Raw genomic sequence first — 26,187 nt, 5'->3', positions numbered from 1 at the left:
TATAAACATTAGACTATTTATATCCTATGGCATTATGTCGTAAGGATACATTACTGTATTAAGTGTTTTTATAACACTATTGTCTAATTGTTTAAAATCAATTATATGCTAAATAAAAGCATCAAATTTTTAATAGAAAACAAACTCGTTGCAGTTTTATTACTTGTTCTTTTTATAGGATGGGGAACTGTTAACGCACCTTTTAATTGGGATACAGGATTTTTACCAAGTAACCCTGTAGCAGTAGATGCTATTCCCGATATTGGCGAAAACCAACAAATCGTTTTTACCAAATGGGATGGACGTTCGCCACAAGATATAGAAGACCAAATTACCTATCCATTAACCACATCATTATTGGGTATTCCTGGAGTAAAAACCATTCGTAGTTCCTCTATGTTTGGCTTTTCAAGTATCTATATCATTTTTGAAGAGGATATAGAATTTTACTGGAGTAGAAGTCGTATTCTCGAAAAACTTAATTCCTTACCAAGTGGTTTATTGCCCGAAGGTGTTAATCCTGCTTTGGGTCCAGATGCAACAGGATTAGGACAAATATTTTGGTACACTTTAGAAGGTCGTGACGAAAAAGGAAATGTAACTGGTGGTTGGGATTTGCAAGAGTTACGCAGTATTCAGGATTACTATGTAAAATATGCTCTATCTTCTGCAAGTGGTGTTTCAGAGGTTGCTTCTATTGGTGGCTATGTTCAGGAGTATCAAGTGGACGTAAATCCAGAACTAATGCGTCAGTATAATATTGGATTGCATCACGTTGTAAAAGCGGTTAAGGAAAGTAATAAGGATATTGGTGCACAGACTTTGGAAATTAACCAAGCCGAATATTTAGTGCGTGGTTTGGGGTATGTAAAATCCATTTCAGACATCGAAAATGCAGTAGTCACTTCAGAAGATTATACTTCAATAAGGATAAAGGATATTGGTAAAGTTTCATTAGGTCCTGCAACTCGACGTGGTTTATTGGATAAAGAAGGTGCTGAAGTTGTTGGTGCTGTTGTGGTGGCTCGTTATGGAGCAAACCCAATGGAAGTCATTAATAACGTAAAGGAAAAAATTAATGAATTAAGTGCGGGATTACCTTCAAAAGTATTGGCGGATGGTAGAACTTCCCAAGTAACAATAGTCCCATTTTATGACAGAACAGAACTGATACAAGAAACTTTAGGTACACTCAATGAAGCATTAACTTTAGAAATCTTAATTACCATCCTGGTAATTATCATTATGGTATTTAATCTTCGAGCTTCCATACTAATTTCTGGACTTTTACCAGTAGCGGTTTTAATGGTGTTTATTGCGATGAAACTCTTTGGTGTTGATGCTAATATTGTGGCATTATCAGGTATTGCTATTGCTATTGGTACAATGGTCGACGTAGGTGTCATACTATCAGAAAACATTATAAGGCATTTGGATGAAAACGAAAATGTCATTCCGACAGAGCAAGGAACGAGCGACGAGGAATCTCATAAAAAGTTACCCATAAACACAGTAGTCTATAACGCAACAGCTGAAGTGTCTGGTGCAATCGTAACCGCAGTTATGACAACTATTATCAGTTTCATTCCTGTATTTACAATGATTGGAGCGGAAGGAAAACTGTTTAGACCATTAGCCTTCACAAAGACTTTTGCATTAACAGCTTCTATAATAGTAGCGTTGTTTTTAATTCCACCGTTTGCTGCATTTTTATTCCGAAAGAAAAACATTAAAAGCACTTTTAAATATGTTTTAAATGGTGTTTTAATAGCATTGGGAATCGTAGCTATAGTCTATGGGTATTGGTTAGGATTGATTTTGATAGCGTTTGGAATTACAGCAGGTCTTAATCTTCAAAATAAGATAACAGACAAACAAGCGAATCTTATCAATATCATTATTTCAGCATCAGCTATAGTATTCTTGTTAGCCGAATATTGGAGACCATTAGGCGTTGATAAAAGCATTTTCTGGAATCTTATTTTTGTGAGTGTTATTTGCTTTGGTTTATTAGGTGTTTTCTCATTATTTATAAAATACTACACACGCATTTTAAGGTGGTGTTTAGATAATAAGCTACTCTTTTTGTCTGTCCCAACAGCAATTGTCATTGCAGGTTTTTTCATTATGAAAAATACAGGCAAAGAGTTTATGCCATCTTTAAATGAAGGCTCATTTCTACTAATGCCAACCTCGATGCCTCATTCTGGTGTAGAAGAAAATAAGCGTGTTTTACAGCAGTTAGATATGGCAGTTGCCAGTATTCCTGAAATCGAAACTGTAGTTGGAAAAGCAGGTCGTACAGAATCTGCATTAGACCCAGCACCACTATCAATGTATGAAAATGTTATTCAGTATAAGTCAGAATATATGCTGAATGAAAACCGAGAACGTCAACGCTACAAAGTGAATAATGATGGCTTGTTTGAATTAAAAGATGGTCGATTTATCGCAAATCCAAATAATACAGAAAATGTCACCTTGAGCACAGTCGAAAGGTCTCAACTCATTCCAGACAATAATGGAGAGTTCTATCGAAATTGGAGACCTGAAATACAATCACCAGATGATATTTGGAACGAAATTGTAAAAGTGACCAAATTACCAGGCGTAACGTCTGCACCAAAGCTACAACCTATTGAAACCCGATTGGTAATGTTGCAAACAGGAATGCGAGCACCAATGGGTATTAAAATAAAAGGGCAAGATTTAAAGCAGATTGAAGCGTTTGGAATGCGATTAGAAGATATTTTAAAACAAGCTGAAGGTGTAAAAGATGAAGCTGTTTTTGCAGACCGTATTGTAGGTAAACCCTATTTGTTAATTGATATTGATAGAGAGAAAATTGCTCGTTATGGCGTAACCATTGAGGAAGTTCAAAATGTTTTGAAAGTGGCTGTTGGTGGTATGGTATTAACACAGACAGTAGAAGGTCGTGAGCGTTATGGTGTTAGAGTTCGTTACCCAAGAGAATTAAGAGCAAATCCAACCGATTTAAAACAAATCTATGTGCCTGTTGAAAAAGGAAGCCCTATTCCTTTAAGTGAATTAGCGACTATAAAATATGAACAAGGTCCACAAGTAATTAAAAGTGAAGACACTTTTTTAGTTGGCTATGTGTTATTTGATAAAATGGATGGTTTTGCAGAAGTCAATGTGGTAGAAAATGCACAAACCTTAATTCAAGAAAAGATAGATAGTGGCGAATTGGTAGTCCCAAAAGGTATCAACTACCAATTTACGGGAACGTATGAAAACCAATTAAGAGCAGAAAAAACCTTGTCGGTTGTTGTGCCTTTAGCGTTGGCAATCATTTTCTTAATTCTGTATTTCCAATTTCGTTCAGTAGGGACATCACTAATGGTATTCACAGGTATTGCAGTTGCTTTTGCTGGTGGTTTTGTAATGATATGGCTCTATGGTCAAGATTGGTTCTTAAACTTCAATGTCTTTGGTGAAAATCTGCGCGATTTATTTCAAATGCACCCCATTAATTTAAGTGTAGCGGTTTGGGTTGGGTTTATTGCACTATTTGGTATCGCAACCGATGATGGAGTTGTAATGGCAACTTATTTAACACAAACATTTGATAGAAATACACCAGAAAATAAAAAAGAAATCAGAGCATCAGTAGTAGAAGCAGGAGAAAAACGTATTAGACCTTGTTTAATGACAACTGCTACTACCATATTGGCATTATTACCAGTATTAACATCTACAGGAAGAGGTAGTGATATTATGATACCTATGGCAATACCAAGTTTTGGTGGAATGCTTATAGCCTTAATCACTTTGTTTGTTGTACCAGTATTGTATAGCTGGAAAGCAGAAGTTCAACTTAAAAGAACATCAAAATGAAATATAAATCAATACAAATAAAAATCGTCTTGGCTCTTGGCTCTTGTTTCTTGAGTCTTTTTGCGAACGCTCAACAATTAGAAATACTTATCGATGAAGCCTTAACAAACAATCCAGAAATTCAAAAGTTTGAGTTACAATACAAAAGAGCTTCCGAAAAGGTAAACGAGGTCAACACCATTCCTAATGCCGAATTTGGAGTTGGTTATTTTGTAAGTGAACCAGAAACTCGAACAGGTGCTCAACGCTTTAAGGTGTCTGCAAAACAAATGTTACCGTGGTTTGGTAATATTTCGGCAAGAGAAAATTACGTTAGTTCGTTAGCAGATGTTAAGTATGAAGATATTGTAATTGCGAAGCGAAAATTAATGTCTTCAGTTTCACAATCTTATTATAGACTATATGCTAATAAAGCAAAACAAAAGGTATTAACAGAGAATATCAATCTGTTAGAAACTTATGAAACAATGGCTTTGACTTCTGTTGAGGTTGGTAAAGCATCTGCAGTAGATGTATTACGATTACAAATGCGTCAGAACGAAATGCAACAATTAAAAGACGTATTGCACCAACAATTTTTAGCAGAACAGACCAAATTTAACAACCTATTGAATAGGGAAAATGATGTTACAGTCAATATGGTAGATAGCTTAATTATACCTTCTGAAGACTTTGATATTACTTTTGAAAAATTAGTATTGCATCCTGAATTACTAAAATTTGATAAACTCTATCAATCCATAGAGCAATCAGAATTATTGAATCAAAAAGAAAGCAGTCCAATGATTGGTTTTGGATTAGATTATATCAATGTTGCTGAAAGACCAAATATGGATTTCAGCGATAACGGAAAGGATATTGTAATGCCAATGGTTTCGGTATCTATCCCAATTTTCAATAAGAAATATAAATCCCAAACCAAACAAAATGATTTGCAACAGCAGGAAATTACTGCTCAAAAACAGGAACGTTTAAATGCATTGGAAACGCTTTTAGACAAGGCGATTAACGAACGCATTTCTGCAAGAATAAGTTATGCTACCCAAGCCAAAAACCTAAAACAGGCTAAAGATGCAGAAGACATTCTAATAAAAAGTTACGAAACAGGAACCATTGATTTTAATGATGTTTTGGATATTCAAGAGTTGCAATTAAAGTTTCAAATGAACCAGATAGAATCTGTGAAGACTTACTATGTGCAAAGTACAATCATTAATTATTTAATTAAGTAAACAATGAAAACATTTAACACAATACTTCTCTTATTCTTAACTTCAATGGCATTCGCCCAAGTTGGAACAAATGGTGAAGACAGAAAAGAAGAAGGACGCCCAATTAGAGAATATAACCTTACCATAGAAAAAAATGAAATGACGCTTGGAGGTGTCACCGCAAACGGAATGACCATTAATGGTGGAATTCCAGGTCCTACATTAGAATTTAATGAAGGTGACCTCGCTATTATTAACGTAACCAATAAAATGGATGAAGAAACCTCTGTACATTGGCACGGTTTAATACTTCCTAATTTTTATGATGGTGTACCTTATTTAACTACGCCACCTATAAAAGCAAATACTACATTTCAATATAGAATACCTATAAACCAATCTGGCACATATTGGTATCATTCCCACACGATGTTGCAAGAGCAAAAAGGAGTTTATGGCTCAATAGTCATTCATCCTAAAGAAAAGACCTTGGACTATGATAAGGATTTAGTCGTAGTCCTTTCCGATTGGACAAACGAAAAGCCAATGAATGTGTTACGAAACCTTAAACGGGGAAACGAATGGTATCAGGTTAAAAAAGGGACAGCAGTACCATTAAGCAGAGTTATTAAAGAAGGTGCATTAGGCGCACAATTCAAATTTTGGCGCGATAGAATGGAAGGTGCAGACATTGCGGACGTCTATTATCCTGCGTTTTTAGCTAATGGTAAAAAACTTGCAGAATATTCAGAGTTTAAAACAGGTGAAAAAGTACGATTACGTTTTATCAACGCATCTGCTTCATCTTATTATTGGGTGGATTTTGGTGGTGGTAACCCGATGATAGTTGCGAGTGATGGTGTAGATGTAACACCAGAATATAAAAACCGATTTCTTTTTGCAATTGCCGAAACCTATGATGTTATAGTAACTATCCCAGAAGGTACATTAGAAATTACCGCAACAGCCCAAGATGGTTCTGGCAACACCTCAATCCGTTTGGGTAGCGGAAAATTGTATCCAGCTACTGTAATAGACAGACCAGATAAAGTGGCTATGATGAAGCAAATGGCAAAAATGGATATGAAGATGGGTGCACCTGCAATGGTGGGCAATCAAAAGAAAAAAACACCAGAGTTTTTGATGCAGACATATGGAATGAAGATGAAGATGGATATGAAAGACGGACAGATGAAGATGGATAATGATATGAATATGGAAATGAAAAAGGATGCGACGCCAATGAATCATATGATGTCTACAATGCAAAAGGACACCGCTTCATTTAATTATGATACACGTAAAACGTATTTCAATTATGATTTTTTAAAAGCAAAGGAAAACACCACTTTTAAGACAGATGCGCCAGTAAATGAAATTTTACTGAATCTAACTGGTAATATGCAACGCTATGTTTGGAGTATGAATGGTACACCATTGTCCGAAACAGACAAGATTAAAATTAAAAGCGATGAGGTTACAAGGATTACCCTAAATAATCTGACAATGATGCACCACCCAATGCACTTGCACGGGCATTACTTTAGGGTGATTAATGAAAATGGAGAGCGTTCGCCATTAAAACATACCGTAAATGTACCACCGATGAAAAAAGTAATTATAGAGTTCTATAATGAAGAATATGGTGATTGGTTCTTTCATTGTCACGTGCTATATCATATGATGGGTGGTATGGCAAGAGTATTTAGCTATGATACACCACGAGATGAAAGGATGAAACCTTATCCAGTACAAAACCTAATTGACGAGACAGACCATTACTATTCGTGGGGAATGCTTCGTGGAGGTTCAAACTTTAATGAACTTTTATTGATGTCAAGCAGCATCCGTAACGAATTTGCACTACGTGCCGAGTTTGATTATAACCAAAATGCCGAGATAGAAGTAAATTATAACAGATATCTCAATGATTGGGTACGCGTATATGCAGGCGTAAATACTGAAACTTCAACACCAGATTCTTATGATACATTCAATACTGTGGGATTGGTTGGAGTTAAATATTTCACGCCTTACAGATTTAATGTCGATGTGAGTATGGACCATCAACTGCGCCCAAGAATACGTTTAGACAGAGAACTATTGATTTTTCCTAGAATTTTTCTCGAAGGAGAATACGAATACAGAGCAGATTTTGGATGGGTTAATGAGTTAGAAAACAACAAATCTTATGAAGGTGAAACGCAATGGTTAATTGGAGCATCATACATCTTATCTCGAAATTTTTCAATTCAAGGGAATTATAATAACCGATATGGTTGGGGTGGCGGACTATTAGTTCGATTTTAATAATAAATAACAATTTTATATAAACAAATATTAATCTTAAAAGTAAGTCAAAATGAAAAAAGTAAAATTAGTAACAACAATTATGGTAATGGCTTTTATAAGCCTAACAACAATGTCTTGTAAAGACGCAAAAAAAGAACATAACAACGATGAAGGTCATAATACAGAAATGAATCACGACAATAGCGATGGTCATCACGATGGTAAGAAAAAGAAAATGGCAATGAATGGAGATACAAATTCTCAAACAATATTAAATGACTATTTCAACTTAAAGGATGCCTTAGTGGTAGATGATAATGCCAAAGCTAAAGAATTGGGTGCAACCCTCGCAACGTCATTAGGAAAGCTTGACATTTCAAAATTTACAGATGCCCAGCAATCAGAATTAAAGGACATTATCGAAGATGCTACGGAACACGCAGAACATATTTCAGAAAGTCCAATAGCACATCAACGTGAGCACTTTAAAGTTTTAAGTAAGGATATTACTGATATGGTAGCTATTACAGGAACACAAGTAAAACTATATGAGCAATTTTGTCCAATGTACGATGGTGGTTCAGCTTGGTTAAGTATGAGCAAGGATATTAAGAATCCCTATTATGGAAGCAAGATGTTGAACTGTGGAAAAGTCCAAAAGGAAATTAACTAAATGAAGATTTTAAAAATCATAGCAATAGTGTTGTTGGTGGCGTTTGTGGGGATTCAATTTATCCCCACAACGCGCAACCAAAGTGAAGTTGTTCCAAAAACCGACTTTATGTTGGTAAATGATGTCCCAAATGATATCAAGAACAAATTACAAGTCTCTTGCTATGATTGCCACAGTAACAATACAATATATCCTTGGTACAATAAGGTGCAACCGGTAGCCTGGTTTCTTGAAGACCATATCAAAGAAGGCAAGGCAGAATTAAATTTTAATGAATGGGATGATTATTCAAATAGAAGAAAAAACAGTAAACTAAAATCCATCATCAATCAAATTGAAAATGGCGAAATGCCCCTTTGGTCTTATACGCTAATTCACAAAAATGCCCTTTTATCGACAGGTGAAAAAGAACTTATAATTGGTTATATGAAACAAATTAAAGATAGTTTAAATTAAAATTCTGATATAAGTAGAATGGATTAGTTCATTTTTCTTTAAAGAAAAGAAAAAATAAATTCAATGAAACACACATATCACATACACGGAATGACCTGCAACGGTTGTCGCAGTCACGTTGAGGAAACACTTTCTAAAGTAGAAGGCGTTTCAAAAGCAACCGTCGATTTAGAAAAGGCAGAAGCTACCATAGAAATGGAATCGCATATTCCTATAGAAAAGTTTCAAGAAGCCTTAAAAAAAGATGGTGGTACATATAGCATTCATAAACAAGGTGAACACCATCAGCATTCAGAAGCTAAAAAGGAAAAGCAACCTAAAGGTACAGGCACATTTTATTGTCCTATGCATTGCGAAGGCGATAAAACTTATGATAAACCAGGCGATTGTCCTGTTTGCGGAATGGATTTGGTGGAAGAACAAAATCTATCAGCAACTTCAAAGGAACAATGGACGTGTCCGATGCATCCAGAAATTGTCAAAGACGAAGCAGGTTCGTGTCCTATTTGTGGGATGGATTTAGTGCCAATGGAAGCAGATAGTTCAGCAGAAGAAAAAACGTATAAAAAGCTATTAAAGAAATTTTGGATTGCCACAGCATTTACCTTGCCCATTTTTTTAATTGCAATGAGCGAAATGCTCAATAACAATCCATTGTATGATATAATGGAACAAAAAAATTGGAATTGGATTCAGTTTGTTTTATCCATTCCAGTTGTCTTTTACGCTACGTGGATGTTCTTTGAGCGTGCTTATAGAAGCATAAAAACGTGGAATCTCAATATGTTTACACTTATTGGAATCGGTGCAGGTGTGGCTTGGTTATTTAGTGTATTTGGGATGTTGTTTCCAGATATATTTCCTGAACAATTTAAAACTGAATCAGGTGCAGTACACGTCTATTTTGAAGCAGCAACGGTTATTCTAACCTTGGTGCTTTTAGGACAGTTGTTAGAAGCGCGAGCACATAGCAAAACCAATTCGGCAGTAAAAGAATTATTAAAGTTAGCACCTAATAAAGCCATTAAAATGGTAGATGGTGAAGAAGTTGAAGTCAGTATAGATAAGATAGAATTAAATGATATTCTAAAAGTAAAACCAGGCGATAAAATCCCTGTTGATGGTGTGATAACAGAAGGCGAAACAACTATTGATGAATCTATGATTACTGGAGAACCTATTCCTGTAAACAAATCTCAACACGATAAAGTAAGTAGCGGAACAATTAACGGGAATCAATCATTCTTAATGAAAGCGGAAAAAGTAGGAAGTGATACGTTACTCTCACAAATCATTCATATGGTTAATGATGCCAGTAGAAGTCGCGCACCTATTCAAAATTTAGCAGATAAAGTATCAGGTTATTTTGTGCCAGTTGTAGTTCTTATTTCTATTATCACATTTATTGTATGGTCTATTTGGGGACCAGAACCAGTTTATGTGTATGCGTTTGTCAATGCAATAGCAGTACTAATTATTGCGTGTCCTTGTGCTTTAGGTTTAGCAACACCAATGTCTGTAATGGTTGGTGTGGGCAAAGGTGCTCAAAATGGTGTATTGATTAAAAATGCAGAAGCTCTTGAAAAAATGGATAAGGTAAATACACTTATAGTTGATAAAACTGGAACTATTACAGAAGGAAAACCAACGGTAGAAACAGTAGGTGCTTTTAGTGATACTTTAAACAAAAATGAGCTACTTCAATACATCGTTTCATTAAATACCAATAGTGAACATCCTTTGGCAGAAGCGACAGTTAAATATGGAAAGGAACATAACGCAGAAATTTTAAATTCCGAAGATTTTAGTGCTGTCACAGGAAAAGGTGTTGAAGCTATAATAAAAGATAAAAAAGTAGCATTAGGAAATCCTAAAATGATGGAATATGCCAAAGCAGATATTACTTCTAAAATGAAAGACGAAGCAAAATCTTATCAAAAACAGGGTAAAACAGTTTCTTATTTGTCAATAGATGAAACCGTTGTAGGATATGTAGTTATAGGAGATAAAATAAAAGAAACAAGTGCCAAAGCGATTAAAGCACTTCAAGATAAAGGCATTGATGTTATAATGCTTACAGGCGATAATCACGATACTGCAAAAGCAGTAGCATCAGAACTAAATCTTGCAGATTTTAAAGCCAGTATGTTACCAGAGGACAAACTCAAAGAAGTAGAAAAATTACAAGAAAACGGAAAAGTAGTTGCTATGGCAGGTGATGGCATTAATGATGCACCAGCATTGGCAAAAAGTGATGTAGGTATTGCAATGGGTACGGGAACAGATGTAGCGATAGAAAGTGCTATGATAACACTCGTAAAAGGCGATTTACACGGTATTGTAAAAGCAAAAAATTTAAGTAATGCTGTAATGAAGAACATTAAGCAGAACCTATTTTTTGCACTTATTTATAACACTTTAGGTGTGCCTATTGCAGCAGGAGTTTTGTTTCCATTCTTCGGAATACTACTCTCGCCAATGATAGCAGCTTTAGCAATGAGTTTTAGCTCGGTTTCGGTAATAGGTAACGCATTACGATTAAGAACAAAAAACATTTAATTATATGCAGAAAACAGTTTTTAAAATATCAAAAATGGATTGTCCTTCTGAAGAAAATCTAATCAAGATGAAGCTATCTGATATAGATGGTATTAAACAACTTGATTTTAATTTAGAAGAAAGAATCTTAACATTATATCATAATGCTGATGTGAATATAATCAGTAATTCTATAAAAGAATTAAAACTTAATGAAACATTAATCAGTTCAGAAGAAACAAACCTAATCATTACTGAATCTACAAGGAGTCAATCCAAACTGTTGTGGACAGTTCTAATCATCAATTTTGCATTTTTTATTGTTGAAATAAGTACTGGTCTTATTTCAAAATCGATGGGATTAATTGCGGATAGTTTAGATATGTTGGCAGATTCATTTGTTTACGGATTGAGTTTAATAGCGGTTGGTGGTACAGTTTTAAAAAAGAAACGGATTGCAAAATATGCAGGCTATTTTCAGATAACACTTGCAATTATCGGAATCGTTGAGGTAATACGTAGATTTTTAGGCTATGAAGCTTTACCTGTATTTTCAACAATGATTATAGTTTCAGTATTTGCTTTGATTGCAAATGGCATTTGCTTGTACCTCTTACAAAAATCTAAAAGTCAAGAAGCACATATGCGTGCCAGTATGATTTTTACCTCTAACGATATTATAATAAATCTTGGCGTAATTACAGCAGGCGTTTTAGTCAATTGGCTGCATTCTGGTATTCCAGATTTAATTATAGGAATCATTGTATTTGGATTGGTGATACAAGGTGCATTCAGGATATTAAAATTAAGTAAGTAAAAAGTTTAACTATAAAATCAAAAATTATGGAAAATTCAAAAAAACACTTAAACAAAGGAAATTACAAAACCTTCTTTATAATGTTGGCTTGCTCATTTGTAGCAATGTACATCACAATGTATTTAAACACCTATTCCATAGACCACGTATGGTTTAGTTTAACACGATTCTATATGACGTGTTTAGGGATTTCAACAATGGCAGTAATAATGTGGTTTTTTATGCGAAAAATGTATAATGATAAAAAGAAGAATATCGCAATACTCGCAAGTAGTTTCATTCTGTTTGTAGGTGCATTAGGGTTGGTAAGAACACAAGCACCCATTATTGGTGATGTCCTTTGGATGAAAGCAATGATACCACATCATTCTATCGCTATTTTAACAAGTGAAAGAGCAGATATTCAAGACCCAGAAGTTAAAAAATTAGCAGAAGACATTATAAAAGCACAACGTAAAGAAATAGAAGAAATGAAAGCAATGATAAAACGATTAGAGAATGAAAAATAATAAAATAGTCATATATATTGGCATACTCGTAGTAGGTGTGTTATTGGGTTGGTTGCTTTTTGGTGGCTCATCAAATGAAGAAATAGACCATAATCACGATGCGGTTGCAGCAACCAATCAAATGTGGACGTGTTCTATGCATCCACAGATTATGCAACCAGAGCCAGGCGACTGCCCCATTTGTGGTATGGATTTAATTCCTGCCGAAGCTGGTGCAGATGGATTAACAGCAGATCAGTTTAAATTAACAGCTAATGCAATGGCTTTAGCAAACATTCAAACCACGAAGGTTGGTAATGGTTCAGTAGAAAATGGAATCATAAAGCTTTCAGGAAAAATTGCCGAAAACGAAGAAGCCAATGCAGTACAGGTAAGTTATTTCGCTGGAAGAATTGAACGTTTGAATGTGAGTTTTACAGGCGAAGAAGTTCGTAAAGGTCAATTATTGGCAACCATTTATTCGCCAGAACTCTATGCAGCACAACAAGAATTAATCACAGCAGCTTCTTTAAAAGAATCTCAACCTGCTTTATACAAAGCAGTCCGTAATAAATTGAAATTATGGAAACTCTCTGAAAATCAAATCAACCAGATTGAAGAAACAGGAAAAGTAAAAGAAAACTTTCCTGTTTATGCAACCGTTTCGGGTACTGTTACAGAAAAATTGGTAGAGCAAGGCGATTACATCAAACAAGGACAACCCTTATTAAAAATTGCCAATCTCAACACAGTTTGGGGAAACTTTGATGTGTATGAAAATCAGATTGACCGCTTTAAAAAAGGACAGGAAGTGATGATAACAACCAATGCTTATCCTAATAAAGAGTTTAAAGGTAAAGTTGATTTCATTGACCCAGTTTTAAACACGAAAACAAGAACTGTAACCTTACGTGTTGTTTTAAGCAATAAGGACGATGTATTTAAACCAGGAATGTTTGTAACCGCAAATATTGAAGGCAGTACAGCTAAAAATGATGAAGTAATATCAATTCCTGCATCTTCTGTATTATGGACAGGTGAACGTTCTGTGGTGTACCTTAAAACAAATCCAGACCAACCTATTTTTGAAATGCGTGAAATTAAATTAGGCAATCAAATTGGTAATGAATATGAAGTTGTAGAAGGTTTATTTGTTGGAAATGAAATAGTGACTAACGGAACATTTACGGTTGATGCAGCAGCACAATTACAAGGCAAAAAGTCTATGATGAATAAAGATGGTGGTAAAGTAATGACTGGACACGAAGGTCATTTAGGTATGGATAACAATGCATCTAACAAAGAAAGTGACCACACTAATATGAATGAGCGTTTGGAAGTATCAGAGAAATTTCAACAACAGTTAAATAGTGTTTACAATGCGTATATCAATTTAAAAGATGCTTTAGTAAAAGAAGATTCAATAAGTACTTCAGCAAACGCAACAACTTTATTAAATAAATTGAACAAAGTAGATATGAAATTGTTGTCAGATAATAAGGCGCATAACCATTGGATGTCATTAGAAGGCGAAATAAAATCTTCTGCAACTTCAATTTCTGAAACGTCCGATATAAAATCACAAAGAGACCATTTTAAACATTTATCATCACATCTAATCAATGCTGTACAACTATTTGGTATCAATGAAAAGGTCTATGTAGAATTTTGTCCAATGGTAGATAACAATAATGGTGCTTATTGGTTAAGCAAAGAAGAAAAAGTAATCAATCCATACTTTGGCGAAGCAATGCTAACCTGTGGTGAAGTAAAACAAGTAATAGAATAATAAATCAAGTAATAACAATTAAATTTTAAACAATGAATTTTTCAAAGAAAAATCACGAACACAAAAACAAAAATGTAATCGACGTGAGTAAAAAAGTAATTTTAAGTGTAGCTGTAATAGCAGCATTAGGTTTAACAAGTTGTAAAAACGAAACCAAAAAAGAAACAGAAACCACAACTACTGAAATGTCTAAAGATATGGCAATGACAGAGCTGTCTTTTGGTGTGAGAGGAAATTGTGGAATGTGTAAAAACACCATCGAAAAAGCAGCTAACGGTGTTGAAGGTGTTGCAAGTGCTAATTGGGATGTCGATAAAAAGAAGATTGATGTATCTTTTGATGATACAAAAACCGATGCAATGGCAATCCATAAAGCAATCGCAGCTTCAGGATATGATACCGAAAAAGTAGCTGGTGATGAAGAAGCATACAAAAACCTACCAGGATGTTGCCAATACGACCACGACATGGCAATGAATCAATCAGGAGATGGTGAAAGTGAAGATCATTCAAATCACAATCATTAAAATAATCAACTGTATTATCGACTAAAAAATAAAACCCTGTAAAATCAGTGCTTTACAGGGTTTTTTGTGGAGTCGGAGAGAATCGAACTCTCGTCCAAACAAGTAACCAAATAGCTTTCTACACGTTTAGTCTTTTCTTGTGTTTTCATCAGCAACCTGGTTAAAGACAACCTAGTTACTGCCTATCTTCTTAAAGTTTCGATTTAGCATCAAAGCGCTACCAAATCTATATTGACATTTACGATGCCTCAAAAAGGAACGCCGCCAATCAAGGCTTTCCAGAGACATTTAGCTTGCTTACCTTGTAAGCCTAGGCGTAATCTTACTATAATTCAGATTAGGCAGCTAAAGCGTAGTTATTCTCGCCGTTTAAAAAGTTGACCTAGCGTTTTACGTGTTTCATAGTCGTTACACGACGTGCTTACCATTTAATTAATCTCGCTGTCAAAACCAGTCGACCCCAAAATTGTTATGGCGTTACCCACTTTTGCTTTTAATGGCAAAAGTGCGTCAGGCTTTCGGTAGTCGCAATCATAGATGTGCTCCAACAATACCTCAATCCTTAACGCGGTCCTAAACCCAAAGTTAGTTTTAAAAACCTTTTAAAGTAAAGGACTGCGAATTTACTAAAAATAATGTATCAAAAAATATACCAACACACATTTATAAAAAACTTAAGAAAAAATGACATAAAAATAATTACATTAAAATAAAAAAATGATACGACAAGGAAGCAAGGTAAAATGGAAATGGGGAAGCGGGACAGCAAAAGGAAAAGTGCAAGAAACTTACACAAAACAAATAACAAAAACCATTAAAGGGACAGATGTAACAAGAGATGGAACTACAAATAATAAAGCGTTATACATTAAACAAGATGAAGGAGATTATGTCTTAAAACTAGAAAATGAAGTTGAAAAAGTAGAATAAAATTTCATTTGCTAAAGCTTAATAATAAAGGTATTTTAGCAGGATTAAAATGTAATACATGAAATTCGCAATAATAAAAGAACGTAAAAATCCACCAGATAGACGCGTTGTATTTTCACCAAAAGATTTAAAAACTTTAAAAGATAATTTTCCAGAAGCAAACGTAGTAGTAGAAGCTTCAGATATTAGGGTTTTTCCAGATAAAGACTATTCAGATTTAGGATTTACAGTAACGCAAGATGTCTCAGAAGCAGACGTTATGTTAGGTGTAAAAGAAGTGCCTTTAGAGGCATTAATTCCTAATAAAAAATACTTTTTCTTCAGTCATACTATAAAAAAGCAACCTTATAACCGTAAGTTGTTAAAAGCCATTTTAGAAAAAAATATCGAGTTATACGATCACGAAACCATCGTTAAAGAAAGCGGAGCACGATTAATAGGTTTTGGTCGCTACGCAGGATTAGTTGGCGCTTACAATGGGTTTAGGGCTTTAGGATTACGTGATGGTTTGTTTGAACTACCAAAGGTAGAACACTTAAAGGATTTAGACGAGGTAAAAGCAGAGCTTGATAAAATAAAATTACCAAACATAAAGATTGTACTTTCTGGAACAGGTAAAGTAGCAAAAGGCGCTAAAGAAATTTTAGACCATTTAAAAATTAAAGAAGTAAGTGATGCATTATACTTAACGTCAGATTTTACAGAGCCTGTTTATTGTATGATAGACGTTATGGAATATAATAAACGCAAAGATGGTAAAGTTGGTAACAGACCAGAATTTTATAAAGATCCAAGCGGTTACATAAGTAACTTTATGCCTTACGCTAAGGTAACCGATTTTTTTATCGCAGGTCATTTTTATGGTGATGGCGCACCTTATTTATTTACAAGAGAAGATGCAAAACATCCAGATTTTAAAATCAATTTAGTAGCAGATGTGTCTTGTGATATTGACGGACCAGTAGCAAGTACTATAAGACCATCTACTATTGCAGATCCATTTTATGGTTACGATCCAAAAACAGAAAAAGAAGTTGCATATAATGCAAAAGGCGCAATTACCGTAATGGCTGTAGATAATTTACCATGCGAATTACCAAAAGACGCAAGTGAAGGTTTTGGAGAGATGTTTTTAAAATCGGTTATACCAGCATTTTTTAATGGTGATAAAAACGGTGTTTTAAAACGTGCAAAAATGACAGAAAACGGTAAGTTAACCAAACGTTATGCGTATCTACAAGATTATGTAGATGGAAAAGAATAAGGTTAATTCTTTTTTATAATTATTTTAACTTACCTTTAGTTTGGTATTCAATGTTTTAAGTATGAAATTTTCAAAACTAATTTACACCTTAGTATTCCTTTTTTTAGTAGTTTCTTGTGAAAAGGATAATAATATACCTATCAACCAACAACAAGAAGATGGGGTATCTGATAATCCATTCTTTTCTAATTTTGGATCACAAATTTCAGCAGACTTTATAGGTCGTGTTGTTGATGAAAATAATGAGCCAATCATAGGAGCAAACATTACTTTAGGTAGCGGACTTGCAATTACAGACGTTAATGGTGTTTTTGCAGTTAACGATGTTTCTGTTTACGAAAGCTTTGCGTACATAAGAGCATCAAAACAAGGGTATATTTCTGGATCTAGAGCATTAGTGCCAACAGATGGTGTTAATCAAGTTAAAATAATGTTGTTAGACGCTACACCAAATGCAACAATAGTTTCTGGTCAAGCTATAACAATTGATTTGCCAAACGGAACCAAAGTTGATTTTGATGGTAATTTTGAAACTTCAACAGGATTTGCATATCAAGGTAATGTAGATGTCGTGTTAAGACATTTAAATCCAGATGAAGAAGATATGAATCTACAAATGCCAGGTATGTTAATAGCTCAAGATGCGGCTGGAGATTTAAGAGCTTTAGAAACTTACGGAATGATTGCTGTAGAACTAATTGGAGAAAATGGTGAAGATTTAAATATTGCATCTGGCAGTACAGCAACTATAACTGTTCCCGTGCCAACTAATGCTACAAATCCGCCAGCAACAATACCATTATGGTATTTTGATGAGCAATATGGGTATTGGGTAGAAGAAGGTGAAGCAACACTAATAGGTAGTGAATATGTTGGAGATGTTTCGCATTTTAGTTTCTGGAATTGTGATGCACCTTTTGAAGTTGTTCAAGCATGCATTACGTTACAAGATAATAACGGAAACCCTTTACCAAGTATATATACTCAATTGACGTTACTAACGACTACATGGAACTCGACTTCAGGTGGATATACTAATAGTAACGGAGAAGTTTGTGGTTTAATTGCTGCTAATGAAGCGTTGACTTTAACAGTTCCTAATTATGGTTGTGATGTGTTTACAACGACAATTGGACCATTTTCTGCAGATGATACCGTTACGGTTACAGTAACAAATTCAACAGAACAATTAACTACACTTACCGGAATGTTTAATGATTGCGATGGTAACCCAATTACTAACGGTTACATGCAGTTAGTAAATGGTAACAATGCGCAGATTATACCAATTACAGACGGGACAGTAAACGAAAGTATTAATTATTGTGCTTCAGATAGCTCATATATAATAAATGTAGTAGATGTGGCTGGAGGACAAGAAACTGATGTTTTAACTGGAAATTTCACAGCAAATACAGATTTAGGAACAACATCAACCTGTATCACTTTAGGAGATTTTGACAATGATGGTGTTTATGATATAGATGAAGATATTAATGGAAACGGAAATTTATTAGATGATGATACTGACCAAGATGGTATACCAGATTATCAAGATCAAGATGATGATGGTGATGGAATAAACACTGCAGATGAGGTTTACGGAAGTAATACAAATCCAATGGATCAAGATAGCGACGGAGACAATGTTCCTGATTATTTAGATCCTCAAGATGTAGCTGTTTATAGCGCAGAATGGTTCTCAGAAGATTGCGATGGATTGACTTACGATTTAGAACAGTTTAATGATAATTACATAAACTCAAACATAACTTTTCATGAAACTCAAGCAGATGCAGATGCTAACGTTAATCCTATTGCAACTCCATTTTCAAATTCTAGCGGATTAACAGTTTTATATGTAAGAGTTGAAAATACAGTATCAAATCAAGTATCAACAAACGGAATGTTTTATTTATTAGGTCCTCCAACATTTATAGATTCTGATAATGATGGTTTATTTGATTGTGAAGAGCTAACCGGTATCGATAACGGTCAATCTACAGCTAATCCTAACGGAAACATCACAGATCCAAACAATCCAGATACCGATGGAGATGGTGTTAATGATGGCGATGAAGCTATAAATGGAACTGATCCAAACGATCCAGATGATAATTAAAATAAAAAAGCTTCCTAATCAGGAAGCTTTTTTATTATTACTTTTAAAAGCATAATAAAACACTGCTAAAAACAAAGCGAAAAGAGCAGTAAATAACAAAGCGTTATAATGTGTTTTAGGATTAAAAATTATACTTGTAATACTTTCAAAAATCGATAAAGGTTGACTTATAATTTCCCAAGAGTTAAACCTTAAATATCTACCTAAATACACACCAAAAGCAACTAAAACAATAAGTAAAGGTGTGATGTAGGTTGAGGTTGTTTTGCCAAATTTCTTCTTAAAAATAGTTTCCATAGTCAACAACGATTGATAGAAAAAATACATACCTGTTACAGCAAAAGCACTTATGGTTAATACATCTAACCAAATACGATTTGGATGACTGTATTGCAAATGAAACAGGTCTGTTACTATATACGGCGCATTGGGTAAAAACAATAGCCAAACCATGCTAATTATAATAATGGTAATATTATTTAGTTTTTGTTGAAATGATAAATATGTACTTATAGCAAAAGGGATAAAAGCTAAAAATAGATTCCACACTAAGAACAAATAGTAATAAGAACCAGTCAACTTCATTCTTATCATTAATATAAATAGGCTAAAAACAGATAAGCCTATAAACGTTGAAAAGATTTTGCTTTGGTCAAAAAGTAGTTGTTTTATGTTATTCATTGTGTAAAAGTTTTAAGTCTATAAAATAAAAGGTAATAACGCCTAAAGTGTAAGCCACTAAATCCTGAATGCTAAAGTTGGTTCCAAATACAACTCTTAAAAGTTTAAATTGATTAAGATTTAAATAATTTAGAAGCTGAAAATATTGCGCAAATTCAATACAAAATGCAATTATTAGAGTAATAATTGCAATTTTTAAAGAAGACATTCTACTGAATGTTTTAAAAAATGAAAAGACCAAAATAGTCGCCAAAAAATCACCAAAAGTGTGTCTGATAAAACCACTTTTTAAGAACAATGCAATACTAATTTCAGTAATTATAATACAGATAAAAATGATGAGGTAGGTTTTATTTATTTTCATGAGATTTCAACTTTTGGACCTAGATATTTTGGTTGTTTATTTATTATAACATCTATTACCGCTTTAGTTCTGGCTAAATATTCTCTTATTTTGGTTTTAATACCGTAACGATTAGACACGTCTTTTGCATTAAAAGCAGTTGCGTTAAGGTTATAATTTTCAGCTAAAAAAATAGCACGTTCATTATGAAATTTTTGAGAAATAATAGTCACGTTTTCTAACCCGAAAATTTTCTTTGCTCGAACAACAGAATCTAAAGTTCTAAATCCTGCATAATCTAAATAGATATCGGTTTCAGGTACGCCAAGTTGTATTAAGTCCGTCTTAAAAGTAGAAGGTTCGTCGTAATCCTTTCTACTATTGTCTCCGCTAATTAAAATTTTATCAATCTTATTGTTTTTCCATAGTAAATAGGCAGCTTCTAATCTGTATTTATAATATAAATTCACATAACCATTAGATGTTATTTTTCCAGCACCTAAAACTAGTCCAACCTTGTTTGTTGGCAAATTTTCAATGTTATCATAGGTTTTGTTTTTTGCTTTATAACTTATTAAAAAATTACAAAGTATAACCGCTAATAATAAAATACCTCCAAGTTTAAATAGTTGTTTTAAGCGTTTCATTTTTTAGTTGATTTTTATTGAAAATTGATGTTTTAAAATTTTGAAAATCTGTTTTTAGTAAGCCTTTAAAATCTAAATCATAAAACCTATTTAAGTTTTTTCCTAAGTGATAAGATTTTAAATAATAACGGTAATATTCAGGTAAGATTATTGTGCCTAAACACACAACTCCAAACAGGTATAAGCTTCTTTTACCGTTTCCAAAACATAGATATTGCAAAGCAATTTCATCTTCTTCTTTACTTGTGTAGCCTGTAATTACATGGTATGCGTCATGTCTTTCTGCTTTAGGTATTAAATCAAAACCATTTTGGTCTAAAAACACGCCAAGCTTGTAACCAAAACTTGTCTTAGTGTATTTTAAAAGATCTACTTTTGTTAAGTTCCAAGGTGTATTTTTTTTGAAATACTTGGTGTATATCCCTTGTGTGATTTCAAAAAGAAAGGCGACTAGATTTTTCCGATATCTTCTCATGTGTTATATTTTAAAGTACTTTGAATTTCAAAGTAAATTCATAAAAATTTTTGATTTATGTGTTTTTAATTAATTTTTCTAAAGCTTCAATATGTTTTTTAAATTCAGCTTGTCCCAATTTTGTAGCACTATAACGCGTGTTAGGTTTTCGGTTTATAAATTGTTTTTCAATTTTAATATACTCAGCTTTTTCTAATGCTTTGGTGTGACTAGCAAGATTACCATCTGTAGCGTCTAAAAGTTCTTTTAGCGTATTAAAATCGGCATACTCGTTAACCATTAAAACAGACATAATGCCAAGTCTAATACGGTGATCAAATAGTTTATTTATGTTATTAATTATACTCATTTAACTTCCTGCAAAAGGCGAATTAAAAATGCCTACAGCTAATTCTGCCCAAATTAAAAACAACAAAAATACTATAATAGCAATGATTATATATTTCTTTTTTAAAGCTTTCATTTTAGCGATCATATTTAAAGTGCATTATCGAACCATAAATAATATGCATAAATCCAAAACCAATTACCCAAAACCAGAATCCGTAGCTTGGCATTAAGGCACAAATTAAGCCTAAAATAATTTGGGTAAACCCTAAATATCTAATATCGCCAATGCTATATTTTGATGCGTTTATTAAAGCCAATCCATAAAAAATAAGCATTAGAGCTGCGGTATGTCCGTAGCGTTCTTGATTTAAAATGATTAAAATATATAGTCCGCCAACAATTAATGGTATTAAAAAATTTACAACTAATCGCTTAGAGGAATTATCCCAAATTTTCTCGCCGTTTTTCTTAGCTTTTTTAGTGGTTAGAAAAATGCCTGTTCCTATGCTTAAAACGGCAACCATAATTAAAATAGCTGCACAAATTTTAAAGACATTGCCATCTAAAATTAAATAACCTCTAACCGAATTTGCTACTATATAATAAGCTATTGCTGCACCAATAAGCGCATATACACCAGCTAAAATACCTGATAAACCGCTTAATGAAATAAAACGAGACGACTTATTCATTAAGTGTTTTATCTCGCTAATGTCTTTTAAATAATCTTTATTACTCATATTTTAAAGTACTTTGAAAAACAAAGTAAAGTTTTTATTTTGAATATAACAAGTTAAAAGATTGCTAAAATTTTAAAAATTGAAATATAGCAAGCATTTCAATTTTTTTATTAAATTTAATTCTAACTAAAAATCAAAAAATTATGCTTGGGTTATTATTAATTATAGCAAATATTACTGGAGGAATTTTACTAGGTCTGTCAACATTGGATAAATGGGATGGAGAAAGTAACTTTTTTAACAAAATAGCAGGTGTTTTAGCGCCTTTTCAAACCATAATTGGTGGTGCATTAGTAGTAATACCGCTGTTAAGACTTTTTGGCGGTCATTTTAGTTTGTATGGTATTATAAGTATTCTTGGAGGTATTTTACTGCTTACGCACGTATTTGGAAAAGCGCCAGCATTTGAAAATTCATTAAGAAAATTATCAGACAAGTTAATGCCTTTTAAAGCGATTATCGGAATTGTTTTATTAGTGATTGGCATTTTAGCTATATTCTAAAATGAATCCTGCCGAACAATATATATTAAATCAGCCCGAACCTTTTCGGGCTATTTTATTGCATTTACAAATTTTAGTAGAACATACTTTACCTGAAATAGAATTAAAGTTTAAATATAAAATACCATTTTACTACTTAAAAGGAAAACCTTTTTGCTACTTCAATGCTAGTCATAAAAAGCAATTTGTAGATGTTGGTTTTGTAAAAGGAACACTTATAAAAGCACATCAAGAACATCAAATTACTGAAAATCGTAAAAAAATGATGTCACTTAGATATACATCTTTAGATGCTATAAATGATAATATTTTTATAGATGTGTTGAAAGCAGCTAGTGAGTTGTATTGATGATTTTTTACAGCACAGAAGCATCATGTACAAATATTGAATAAATTACAGCAGCCAAAGATACAAGTAGAAATACTAACAATATGATACCAAAAGTAGATAATACTATTTGTACGCCAGCTACATAATAAGAATCATCAAAAAAGTCTTTTAAAACCTGACGCCTTTTCTCTTTTTTAGGGTAACGTATAAAGAGGATTATATATCCAAATATAGGGTAAAATAATTCTCCCATTAAAACCTAAAAACTCTGCACCAATTTTCTAATCGCCACCAAATTGGTTAGTAAACCTTCTAAATTATCCAAGTGTAACATGTTTGCACCATCGCTTTTTGCGTTAGCTGGATCAAAATGTGTTTCTATAAATAAACCATCTACATTATTTACAACGCCTGCACGCGCAATAGTTTCGATCATATCTGGTCGTCCGCCAGTAACACCAGCACTTTGGTTAGGTTGTTGTAAAGAATGGGTGACATCTAAAACTACAGGTGCATAGTGTTTCATCGTAGGAATACCTCTAAAATCTACAATCATATCTTGGTAACCAAACATAGTACCACGATCGGTGATCCAAGCTTTGTCACTTCCTGCATCTTTTACTTTTTGTACGGCGTGTTTCATCGCTTCAGGACTCATAAATTGTCCTTTTTTAAGGTTGACTACTTTACCAGTTTCGGCAGCAGCAACAACCAAATCCGTTTGACGTACTAAAAACGCTGGGATTTGTAATACATCTACGTATTGTGCCGCTTTTGCAGCATCGCTAACTTCGTGTATATCTGTAATGGTAGGTACATCAAATTTTTCAGACACTTTAGCAAGAATCTCTAGTGCGTTTTCATCACCAATACCTGTAAAACTATCTATTCTACTACGATTTGCTTTTTTAAAACTACCTTTAAATACGTAAGGTATATTTAGCTTATCGGTAATGCTAACTACTTTTTCGGCAATACGGTAAGCCATGTCTTCGCCTTCAATTGCGCATGGACCACAAAGTAAAAAGAAGTTATTACTGTCTGTATGTTTGATTTTAGGTATATCTTGAAGTGTCATTATTATAGTTTTAGATGTCACAAAGATACTATTAATGACTGAAATAAATAGGCTTTTATTTTAAGTTGAAAGAAATAATCTTGGCAAACACTTGCATTAGCGATTGAAGAATTGTTGGAGCACATCTTTGATTGCGACTTCTGAAAGCGCGACCCTTTGTAACTTGTTAATAATCTTTGTTTTAGTCAAAAAATAGGCGAAGTTACAAAGGGTAATGCCCAATTAAAAAATAAAGTGTTGAATATATATAATTTATACCTACCTTTGCACGCTTAAAATAAGGCACTATTTATGGCTAAGATTAAAAACATTGCAATTATTGCGCACGTAGACCACGGTAAAACAACGCTGGTTGATAAAATTATGTATCACTGTCAGTTATTTAGAGAAAACGAAAATACTGGTGATTTAATTTTGGATAATAACGATTTAGAGCGTGAACGTGGAATTACGATTACTTCTAAAAACGTATCGGTTACTTATAAAGACACTAAAATTAATATTATTGATACACCAGGTCACGCCGATTTTGGTGGAGAAGTAGAGCGTGTTTTAAACATGGCAGATGGTGTACTTTTATTAGTTGATGCTTTTGAAGGACCAATGCCTCAAACGCGTTTTGTACTTCAAAAAGCTATTGATTTAGGATTAAAACCTTGCGTAGTTGTAAACAAAGTTGACAAAGAAAACTGTACTCCAGATGAGGTACACGAAAAAGTGTTTGACTTAATGTTTGAACTTGGTGCAGAAGAGTGGCAATTAGACTTCCCAACAGTTTATGGTTCTGCAAAGAACAACTGGATGAGTGAAGATTGGAAGCAACAAACAGAAAACATCGAGCCATTATTAGATATGGTTATCGAGCATATTCCTGAACCAAAAATTGAAGAAGGAACAACGCAAATGTTAATCACGTCTTTAGACTACTCTAGCTTTACAGGTCGTATCGCTATTGGACGTTTAACACGTGGCGACTTAAAAGTTAACCAACAAATTACGTTAGTAAAACGTGATGGTTCTAAGGTAAAAAGTAGAATTAAAGAATTACATGTGTTTGAAGGTTTAGGTCGTATAAAGGTAGATCAAGTACAAACTGGAGACATCTGTGCTATTGTTGGTCTTGATGGTTTTGAAATTGGTGATACTGTTGCCGATTTTGAAAATCCAGAAGGATTAAAAACAATTGCAATTGACGAGCCAACAATGAGTATGTTATTTACCATTAACGATTCGCCTTTCTTTGGAAAAGACGGAAAGTTTGTAACGTCAAGACATATTAAAGACCGTTTAACAAAAGAGTTAGAAAAAAACTTAGCCTTACGTGTACAAGAAACTGATAGTGCCGATAAATTTATGGTATTTGGTCGTGGTGTATTACACTTATCGGTTTTAATCGAAACGATGCGTCGTGAAGGCTATGAGTTACAAATTGGTCAGCCACAAGTAATCATTAAAGAAATTGATGGTGTAAAATGTGAGCCAGTTGAAGAAATGACTATCGATTTACCAGAAACTGTATCTGGTAAAGCAGTAGAGCTTGTAACGATGCGTAAAGGTGAAATGATGAGTATGGAAGCTAAAGGAGACCGTATGGTTTGTGAGTTTATCATTCCGTCAAGAGGTATCATCGGTTTACGTAATCAATTATTAACTGCGACTGCTGGTGAAGCTATTATGGCGCACCGTTTTAAAGAATATCAACCAGTAAAAGGTGGTATTCCAGAAAGACAAAACGGATCTTTAGTATCTATGGAAAACGGTCAAGCTATTCCTTATTCTATTGATAAATTACAAGAAAGAGGAAAGTTTTTTATAGATCCAGGAGAAGATATTTACGAAGGTCAAGTAATTGGAGAAAACTCTCGTCAAGATGATATGACTGTAAACGTTACAAAAACTAAAAAGTTAAGTAACGTACGTAGTGCTGGAGCAGACGATAAAGCTAAAATTGTACCTGCAATTAAGTTTTCTTTAGAAGAAGCTTTAGAATACATACAAAAAGATGAGTATGTAGAGGTAACACCAAACCACTTACGATTACGTAAAATTTTACTAAAAGAAGTAGAGCGTAAGCGTAATAAAGCTTTGTAAAAA

Annotated in this window: 23 protein-coding genes and 1 other RNA gene; 16 read left to right on the top strand and 8 right to left on the bottom strand. The window is 33.6% G+C overall.

Features of this window, described 5'->3' with window-relative positions:
* The first annotated feature begins 105 nt into the window (after positions 1 to 105).
* The 10 genes from INR78_RS02320 (at position 106) to INR78_RS02275 (ending at position 14,649) form a co-directional block, all read left to right on the top strand.
* Positions 106 to 3,858 (top strand): efflux RND transporter permease subunit, encoded by a 3,753-nt coding sequence (locus INR78_RS02320; RefSeq protein WP_223077309.1) that lies wholly within the window; start codon positions 106 to 108, stop codon positions 3,856 to 3,858.
* Positions 3,855 to 5,090, top strand: coding sequence for a TolC family protein (locus tag INR78_RS02315; protein WP_223077308.1), 1,236 nt, complete (start codon positions 3,855 to 3,857; stop codon positions 5,088 to 5,090). Before INR78_RS02320 ends, INR78_RS02315 begins: the two co-directional genes overlap by 4 nt.
* Before the next feature lie 3 nt (positions 5,091 to 5,093).
* Entirely contained in the window at positions 5,094 to 7,379 is a 2,286-nt protein-coding gene (locus INR78_RS02310) for a multicopper oxidase domain-containing protein (protein ID WP_223077307.1), read from the top strand.
* A gap of 52 nt (positions 7,380 to 7,431) precedes the next feature.
* The gene (locus tag INR78_RS02305; RefSeq protein ID WP_106688415.1) at positions 7,432 to 8,034 is read left to right on the top strand and encodes a DUF3347 domain-containing protein; all 603 of its coding nucleotides are present in this window, start codon (positions 7,432 to 7,434) and stop codon (positions 8,032 to 8,034) included.
* A complete protein-coding gene (locus INR78_RS02300) occupies positions 8,035 to 8,490 on the top strand; it encodes a heme-binding domain-containing protein (protein ID WP_027879800.1) in 456 nt (151 codons plus the stop codon). It abuts the gene before it with no gap.
* 63 nt (positions 8,491 to 8,553) lie between these two features.
* Complete coding sequence (locus INR78_RS02295; RefSeq protein ID WP_223077306.1) at positions 8,554 to 11,049, top strand: heavy metal translocating P-type ATPase; 2,496 nt, start codon at positions 8,554 to 8,556, stop codon at positions 11,047 to 11,049.
* 4 nt (positions 11,050 to 11,053) lie between these two features.
* Positions 11,054 to 11,845: a cation transporter gene (locus INR78_RS02290; RefSeq protein ID WP_223077305.1), complete on the top strand. Its 792-nt coding sequence runs from the start codon at positions 11,054 to 11,056 to the stop codon at positions 11,843 to 11,845.
* A gap of 26 nt (positions 11,846 to 11,871) precedes the next feature.
* Positions 11,872 to 12,354: a DUF305 domain-containing protein gene (locus INR78_RS02285; protein WP_223077304.1), complete on the top strand. Its 483-nt coding sequence runs from the start codon at positions 11,872 to 11,874 to the stop codon at positions 12,352 to 12,354.
* Positions 12,344 to 14,122, top strand: coding sequence for an efflux RND transporter periplasmic adaptor subunit (locus tag INR78_RS02280; protein WP_223077303.1), 1,779 nt, complete (start codon positions 12,344 to 12,346; stop codon positions 14,120 to 14,122). The genes INR78_RS02285 and INR78_RS02280 overlap by 11 nt, the downstream gene beginning before the upstream one ends.
* Positions 14,123 to 14,154: 32 nt before the next feature.
* The gene (locus INR78_RS02275; RefSeq protein ID WP_223077302.1) at positions 14,155 to 14,649 is read left to right on the top strand and encodes a heavy-metal-associated domain-containing protein; all 495 of its coding nucleotides are present in this window, start codon (positions 14,155 to 14,157) and stop codon (positions 14,647 to 14,649) included.
* A gap of 64 nt (positions 14,650 to 14,713) precedes the next feature.
* On the opposite strand, the gene ssrA is transcribed toward INR78_RS02275, so the two are convergent.
* Positions 14,714 to 15,111: a transfer-messenger RNA gene (gene ssrA / locus INR78_RS02270) on the bottom strand.
* Positions 15,112 to 15,366: 255 nt separating this feature from the next.
* On the opposite strand from ssrA, the gene INR78_RS02265 reads away from it, so the two are divergent.
* The 3 genes from INR78_RS02265 (at position 15,367) to INR78_RS02255 (ending at position 18,965) form a co-directional block, all read left to right on the top strand.
* On the top strand, positions 15,367 to 15,579 hold the full coding sequence (locus INR78_RS02265; protein WP_223077301.1) for a DUF2945 domain-containing protein: 213 nt from the start codon (positions 15,367 to 15,369) through the stop codon (positions 15,577 to 15,579).
* Positions 15,580 to 15,637: 58 nt separating this feature from the next.
* Entirely contained in the window at positions 15,638 to 16,843 is a 1,206-nt protein-coding gene (locus INR78_RS02260; RefSeq protein WP_223077300.1) for an NAD(P)-dependent oxidoreductase, read from the top strand.
* Between the two features lie 61 nt (positions 16,844 to 16,904).
* Positions 16,905 to 18,965 carry a hypothetical protein gene (locus INR78_RS02255; protein ID WP_223077299.1) on the top strand — a complete coding sequence of 687 codons (2,061 nt, stop codon included), beginning with the start codon at positions 16,905 to 16,907 and terminating at the stop codon, positions 18,963 to 18,965.
* Between the two features lie 18 nt (positions 18,966 to 18,983).
* Here INR78_RS02255 and INR78_RS02250 read toward each other — a convergent pair whose 3' ends face one another.
* From INR78_RS02250 to INR78_RS02225, 6 genes are all read right to left on the bottom strand, one after another.
* On the bottom strand, positions 18,984 to 19,646 hold the full coding sequence (locus INR78_RS02250; RefSeq protein ID WP_223077298.1) for a DUF1361 domain-containing protein: 663 nt from the start codon (positions 19,644 to 19,646) through the stop codon (positions 18,984 to 18,986).
* A complete protein-coding gene (locus tag INR78_RS02245) occupies positions 19,639 to 20,010 on the bottom strand; it encodes a DUF2809 domain-containing protein (protein ID WP_223077297.1) in 372 nt (123 codons plus the stop codon). Before INR78_RS02245 ends, INR78_RS02250 begins: the two co-directional genes overlap by 8 nt.
* Positions 20,007 to 20,636, bottom strand: coding sequence for a vancomycin high temperature exclusion protein (locus tag INR78_RS02240; protein WP_223077296.1), 630 nt, complete (start codon positions 20,634 to 20,636; stop codon positions 20,007 to 20,009). Before INR78_RS02240 ends, INR78_RS02245 begins: the two co-directional genes overlap by 4 nt.
* Positions 20,611 to 21,111, bottom strand: coding sequence for a hypothetical protein (locus INR78_RS02235; protein ID WP_223077295.1), 501 nt, complete (start codon positions 21,109 to 21,111; stop codon positions 20,611 to 20,613). The genes INR78_RS02240 and INR78_RS02235 overlap by 26 nt, the downstream gene beginning before the upstream one ends.
* Before the next feature lie 55 nt (positions 21,112 to 21,166).
* A complete protein-coding gene (locus tag INR78_RS02230) occupies positions 21,167 to 21,460 on the bottom strand; it encodes a transcriptional regulator (protein WP_106678920.1) in 294 nt (97 codons plus the stop codon).
* A gap of 115 nt (positions 21,461 to 21,575) precedes the next feature.
* Positions 21,576 to 22,181 (bottom strand): hypothetical protein, encoded by a 606-nt coding sequence (locus tag INR78_RS02225; RefSeq protein ID WP_223077294.1) that lies wholly within the window; start codon positions 22,179 to 22,181, stop codon positions 21,576 to 21,578.
* A 143-nt stretch (positions 22,182 to 22,324) separates the two neighbouring features.
* On the opposite strand from INR78_RS02225, the gene INR78_RS02220 reads away from it, so the two are divergent.
* Positions 22,325 to 22,684, top strand: coding sequence for a hypothetical protein (locus INR78_RS02220; protein ID WP_106688267.1), 360 nt, complete (start codon positions 22,325 to 22,327; stop codon positions 22,682 to 22,684).
* A gap of 1 nt (position 22,685) precedes the next feature.
* Positions 22,686 to 23,033, top strand: coding sequence for a DUF1801 domain-containing protein (locus INR78_RS02215; RefSeq protein WP_223077293.1), 348 nt, complete (start codon positions 22,686 to 22,688; stop codon positions 23,031 to 23,033).
* A gap of 241 nt (positions 23,034 to 23,274) precedes the next feature.
* Here the strand turns inward: INR78_RS02215 and kdsA are convergent, their stop codons facing one another.
* Complete coding sequence (kdsA, locus tag INR78_RS02210; protein ID WP_223077292.1) at positions 23,275 to 24,093, bottom strand: 3-deoxy-8-phosphooctulonate synthase; 819 nt, start codon at positions 24,091 to 24,093, stop codon at positions 23,275 to 23,277.
* Between the two features lie 291 nt (positions 24,094 to 24,384).
* Here kdsA and typA point away from each other — a divergent pair, with 291 nt between their 5' ends.
* Positions 24,385 to 26,184 carry a translational GTPase TypA gene (gene typA / locus INR78_RS02205; RefSeq protein ID WP_027880416.1) on the top strand — a complete coding sequence of 600 codons (1,800 nt, stop codon included), beginning with the start codon at positions 24,385 to 24,387 and terminating at the stop codon, positions 26,182 to 26,184.
* Positions 26,185 to 26,187: the final 3 nt, after the last annotated feature.

This window comes from Mesoflavibacter sp. SCSIO 43206 (assembly GCF_019904215.1).
Lineage (GTDB): Bacteria > Bacteroidota > Bacteroidia > Flavobacteriales > Flavobacteriaceae > Mesoflavibacter > Mesoflavibacter zeaxanthinifaciens.
Note: the sequence above shows the minus strand (reverse complement) of the source record. Positions and strands in the feature narration are given on the sequence as shown.

What these genes read in the sequence shown, in the direction of transcription:
- INR78_RS02215 (WP_223077293.1), top strand. Translation starts at nt 22,686, where the DNA reads ATGAATCCTGCCGAACAATATATATTAAATCAGCCCGAACCTTTTCGG.
- INR78_RS02235 (WP_223077295.1), bottom strand. Translation starts at nt 21,111, where the DNA reads ATGAGAAGATATCGGAAAAATCTAGTCGCCTTTCTTTTTGAAATCACA.
- INR78_RS02285 (WP_223077304.1), top strand. Translation starts at nt 11,872, where the DNA reads ATGGAAAATTCAAAAAAACACTTAAACAAAGGAAATTACAAAACCTTC.
- typA (WP_027880416.1), top strand. Translation starts at nt 24,385, where the DNA reads ATGGCTAAGATTAAAAACATTGCAATTATTGCGCACGTAGACCACGGT.
- INR78_RS02280 (WP_223077303.1), top strand. Translation starts at nt 12,344, where the DNA reads ATGAAAAATAATAAAATAGTCATATATATTGGCATACTCGTAGTAGGT.
- INR78_RS02290 (WP_223077305.1), top strand. Translation starts at nt 11,054, where the DNA reads ATGCAGAAAACAGTTTTTAAAATATCAAAAATGGATTGTCCTTCTGAA.
- INR78_RS02275 (WP_223077302.1), top strand. Translation starts at nt 14,155, where the DNA reads ATGAATTTTTCAAAGAAAAATCACGAACACAAAAACAAAAATGTAATC.
- INR78_RS02250 (WP_223077298.1), bottom strand. Translation starts at nt 19,646, where the DNA reads ATGAATAACATAAAACAACTACTTTTTGACCAAAGCAAAATCTTTTCA.
- INR78_RS02310 (WP_223077307.1), top strand. Translation starts at nt 5,094, where the DNA reads ATGAAAACATTTAACACAATACTTCTCTTATTCTTAACTTCAATGGCA.
- INR78_RS02265 (WP_223077301.1), top strand. Translation starts at nt 15,367, where the DNA reads ATGATACGACAAGGAAGCAAGGTAAAATGGAAATGGGGAAGCGGGACA.
- INR78_RS02225 (WP_223077294.1), bottom strand. Translation starts at nt 22,181, where the DNA reads ATGAGTAATAAAGATTATTTAAAAGACATTAGCGAGATAAAACACTTA.
- INR78_RS02220 (WP_106688267.1), top strand. Translation starts at nt 22,325, where the DNA reads ATGCTTGGGTTATTATTAATTATAGCAAATATTACTGGAGGAATTTTA.
- INR78_RS02315 (WP_223077308.1), top strand. Translation starts at nt 3,855, where the DNA reads ATGAAATATAAATCAATACAAATAAAAATCGTCTTGGCTCTTGGCTCT.
- INR78_RS02320 (WP_223077309.1), top strand. Translation starts at nt 106, where the DNA reads ATGCTAAATAAAAGCATCAAATTTTTAATAGAAAACAAACTCGTTGCA.
- INR78_RS02245 (WP_223077297.1), bottom strand. Translation starts at nt 20,010, where the DNA reads ATGAAAATAAATAAAACCTACCTCATCATTTTTATCTGTATTATAATT.
- INR78_RS02260 (WP_223077300.1), top strand. Translation starts at nt 15,638, where the DNA reads ATGAAATTCGCAATAATAAAAGAACGTAAAAATCCACCAGATAGACGC.
- kdsA (WP_223077292.1), bottom strand. Translation starts at nt 24,093, where the DNA reads ATGACACTTCAAGATATACCTAAAATCAAACATACAGACAGTAATAAC.
- INR78_RS02230 (WP_106678920.1), bottom strand. Translation starts at nt 21,460, where the DNA reads ATGAGTATAATTAATAACATAAATAAACTATTTGATCACCGTATTAGA.
- INR78_RS02255 (WP_223077299.1), top strand. Translation starts at nt 16,905, where the DNA reads ATGAAATTTTCAAAACTAATTTACACCTTAGTATTCCTTTTTTTAGTA.
- INR78_RS02295 (WP_223077306.1), top strand. Translation starts at nt 8,554, where the DNA reads ATGAAACACACATATCACATACACGGAATGACCTGCAACGGTTGTCGC.
- INR78_RS02300 (WP_027879800.1), top strand. Translation starts at nt 8,035, where the DNA reads ATGAAGATTTTAAAAATCATAGCAATAGTGTTGTTGGTGGCGTTTGTG.
- INR78_RS02305 (WP_106688415.1), top strand. Translation starts at nt 7,432, where the DNA reads ATGAAAAAAGTAAAATTAGTAACAACAATTATGGTAATGGCTTTTATA.
- INR78_RS02240 (WP_223077296.1), bottom strand. Translation starts at nt 20,636, where the DNA reads ATGAAACGCTTAAAACAACTATTTAAACTTGGAGGTATTTTATTATTA.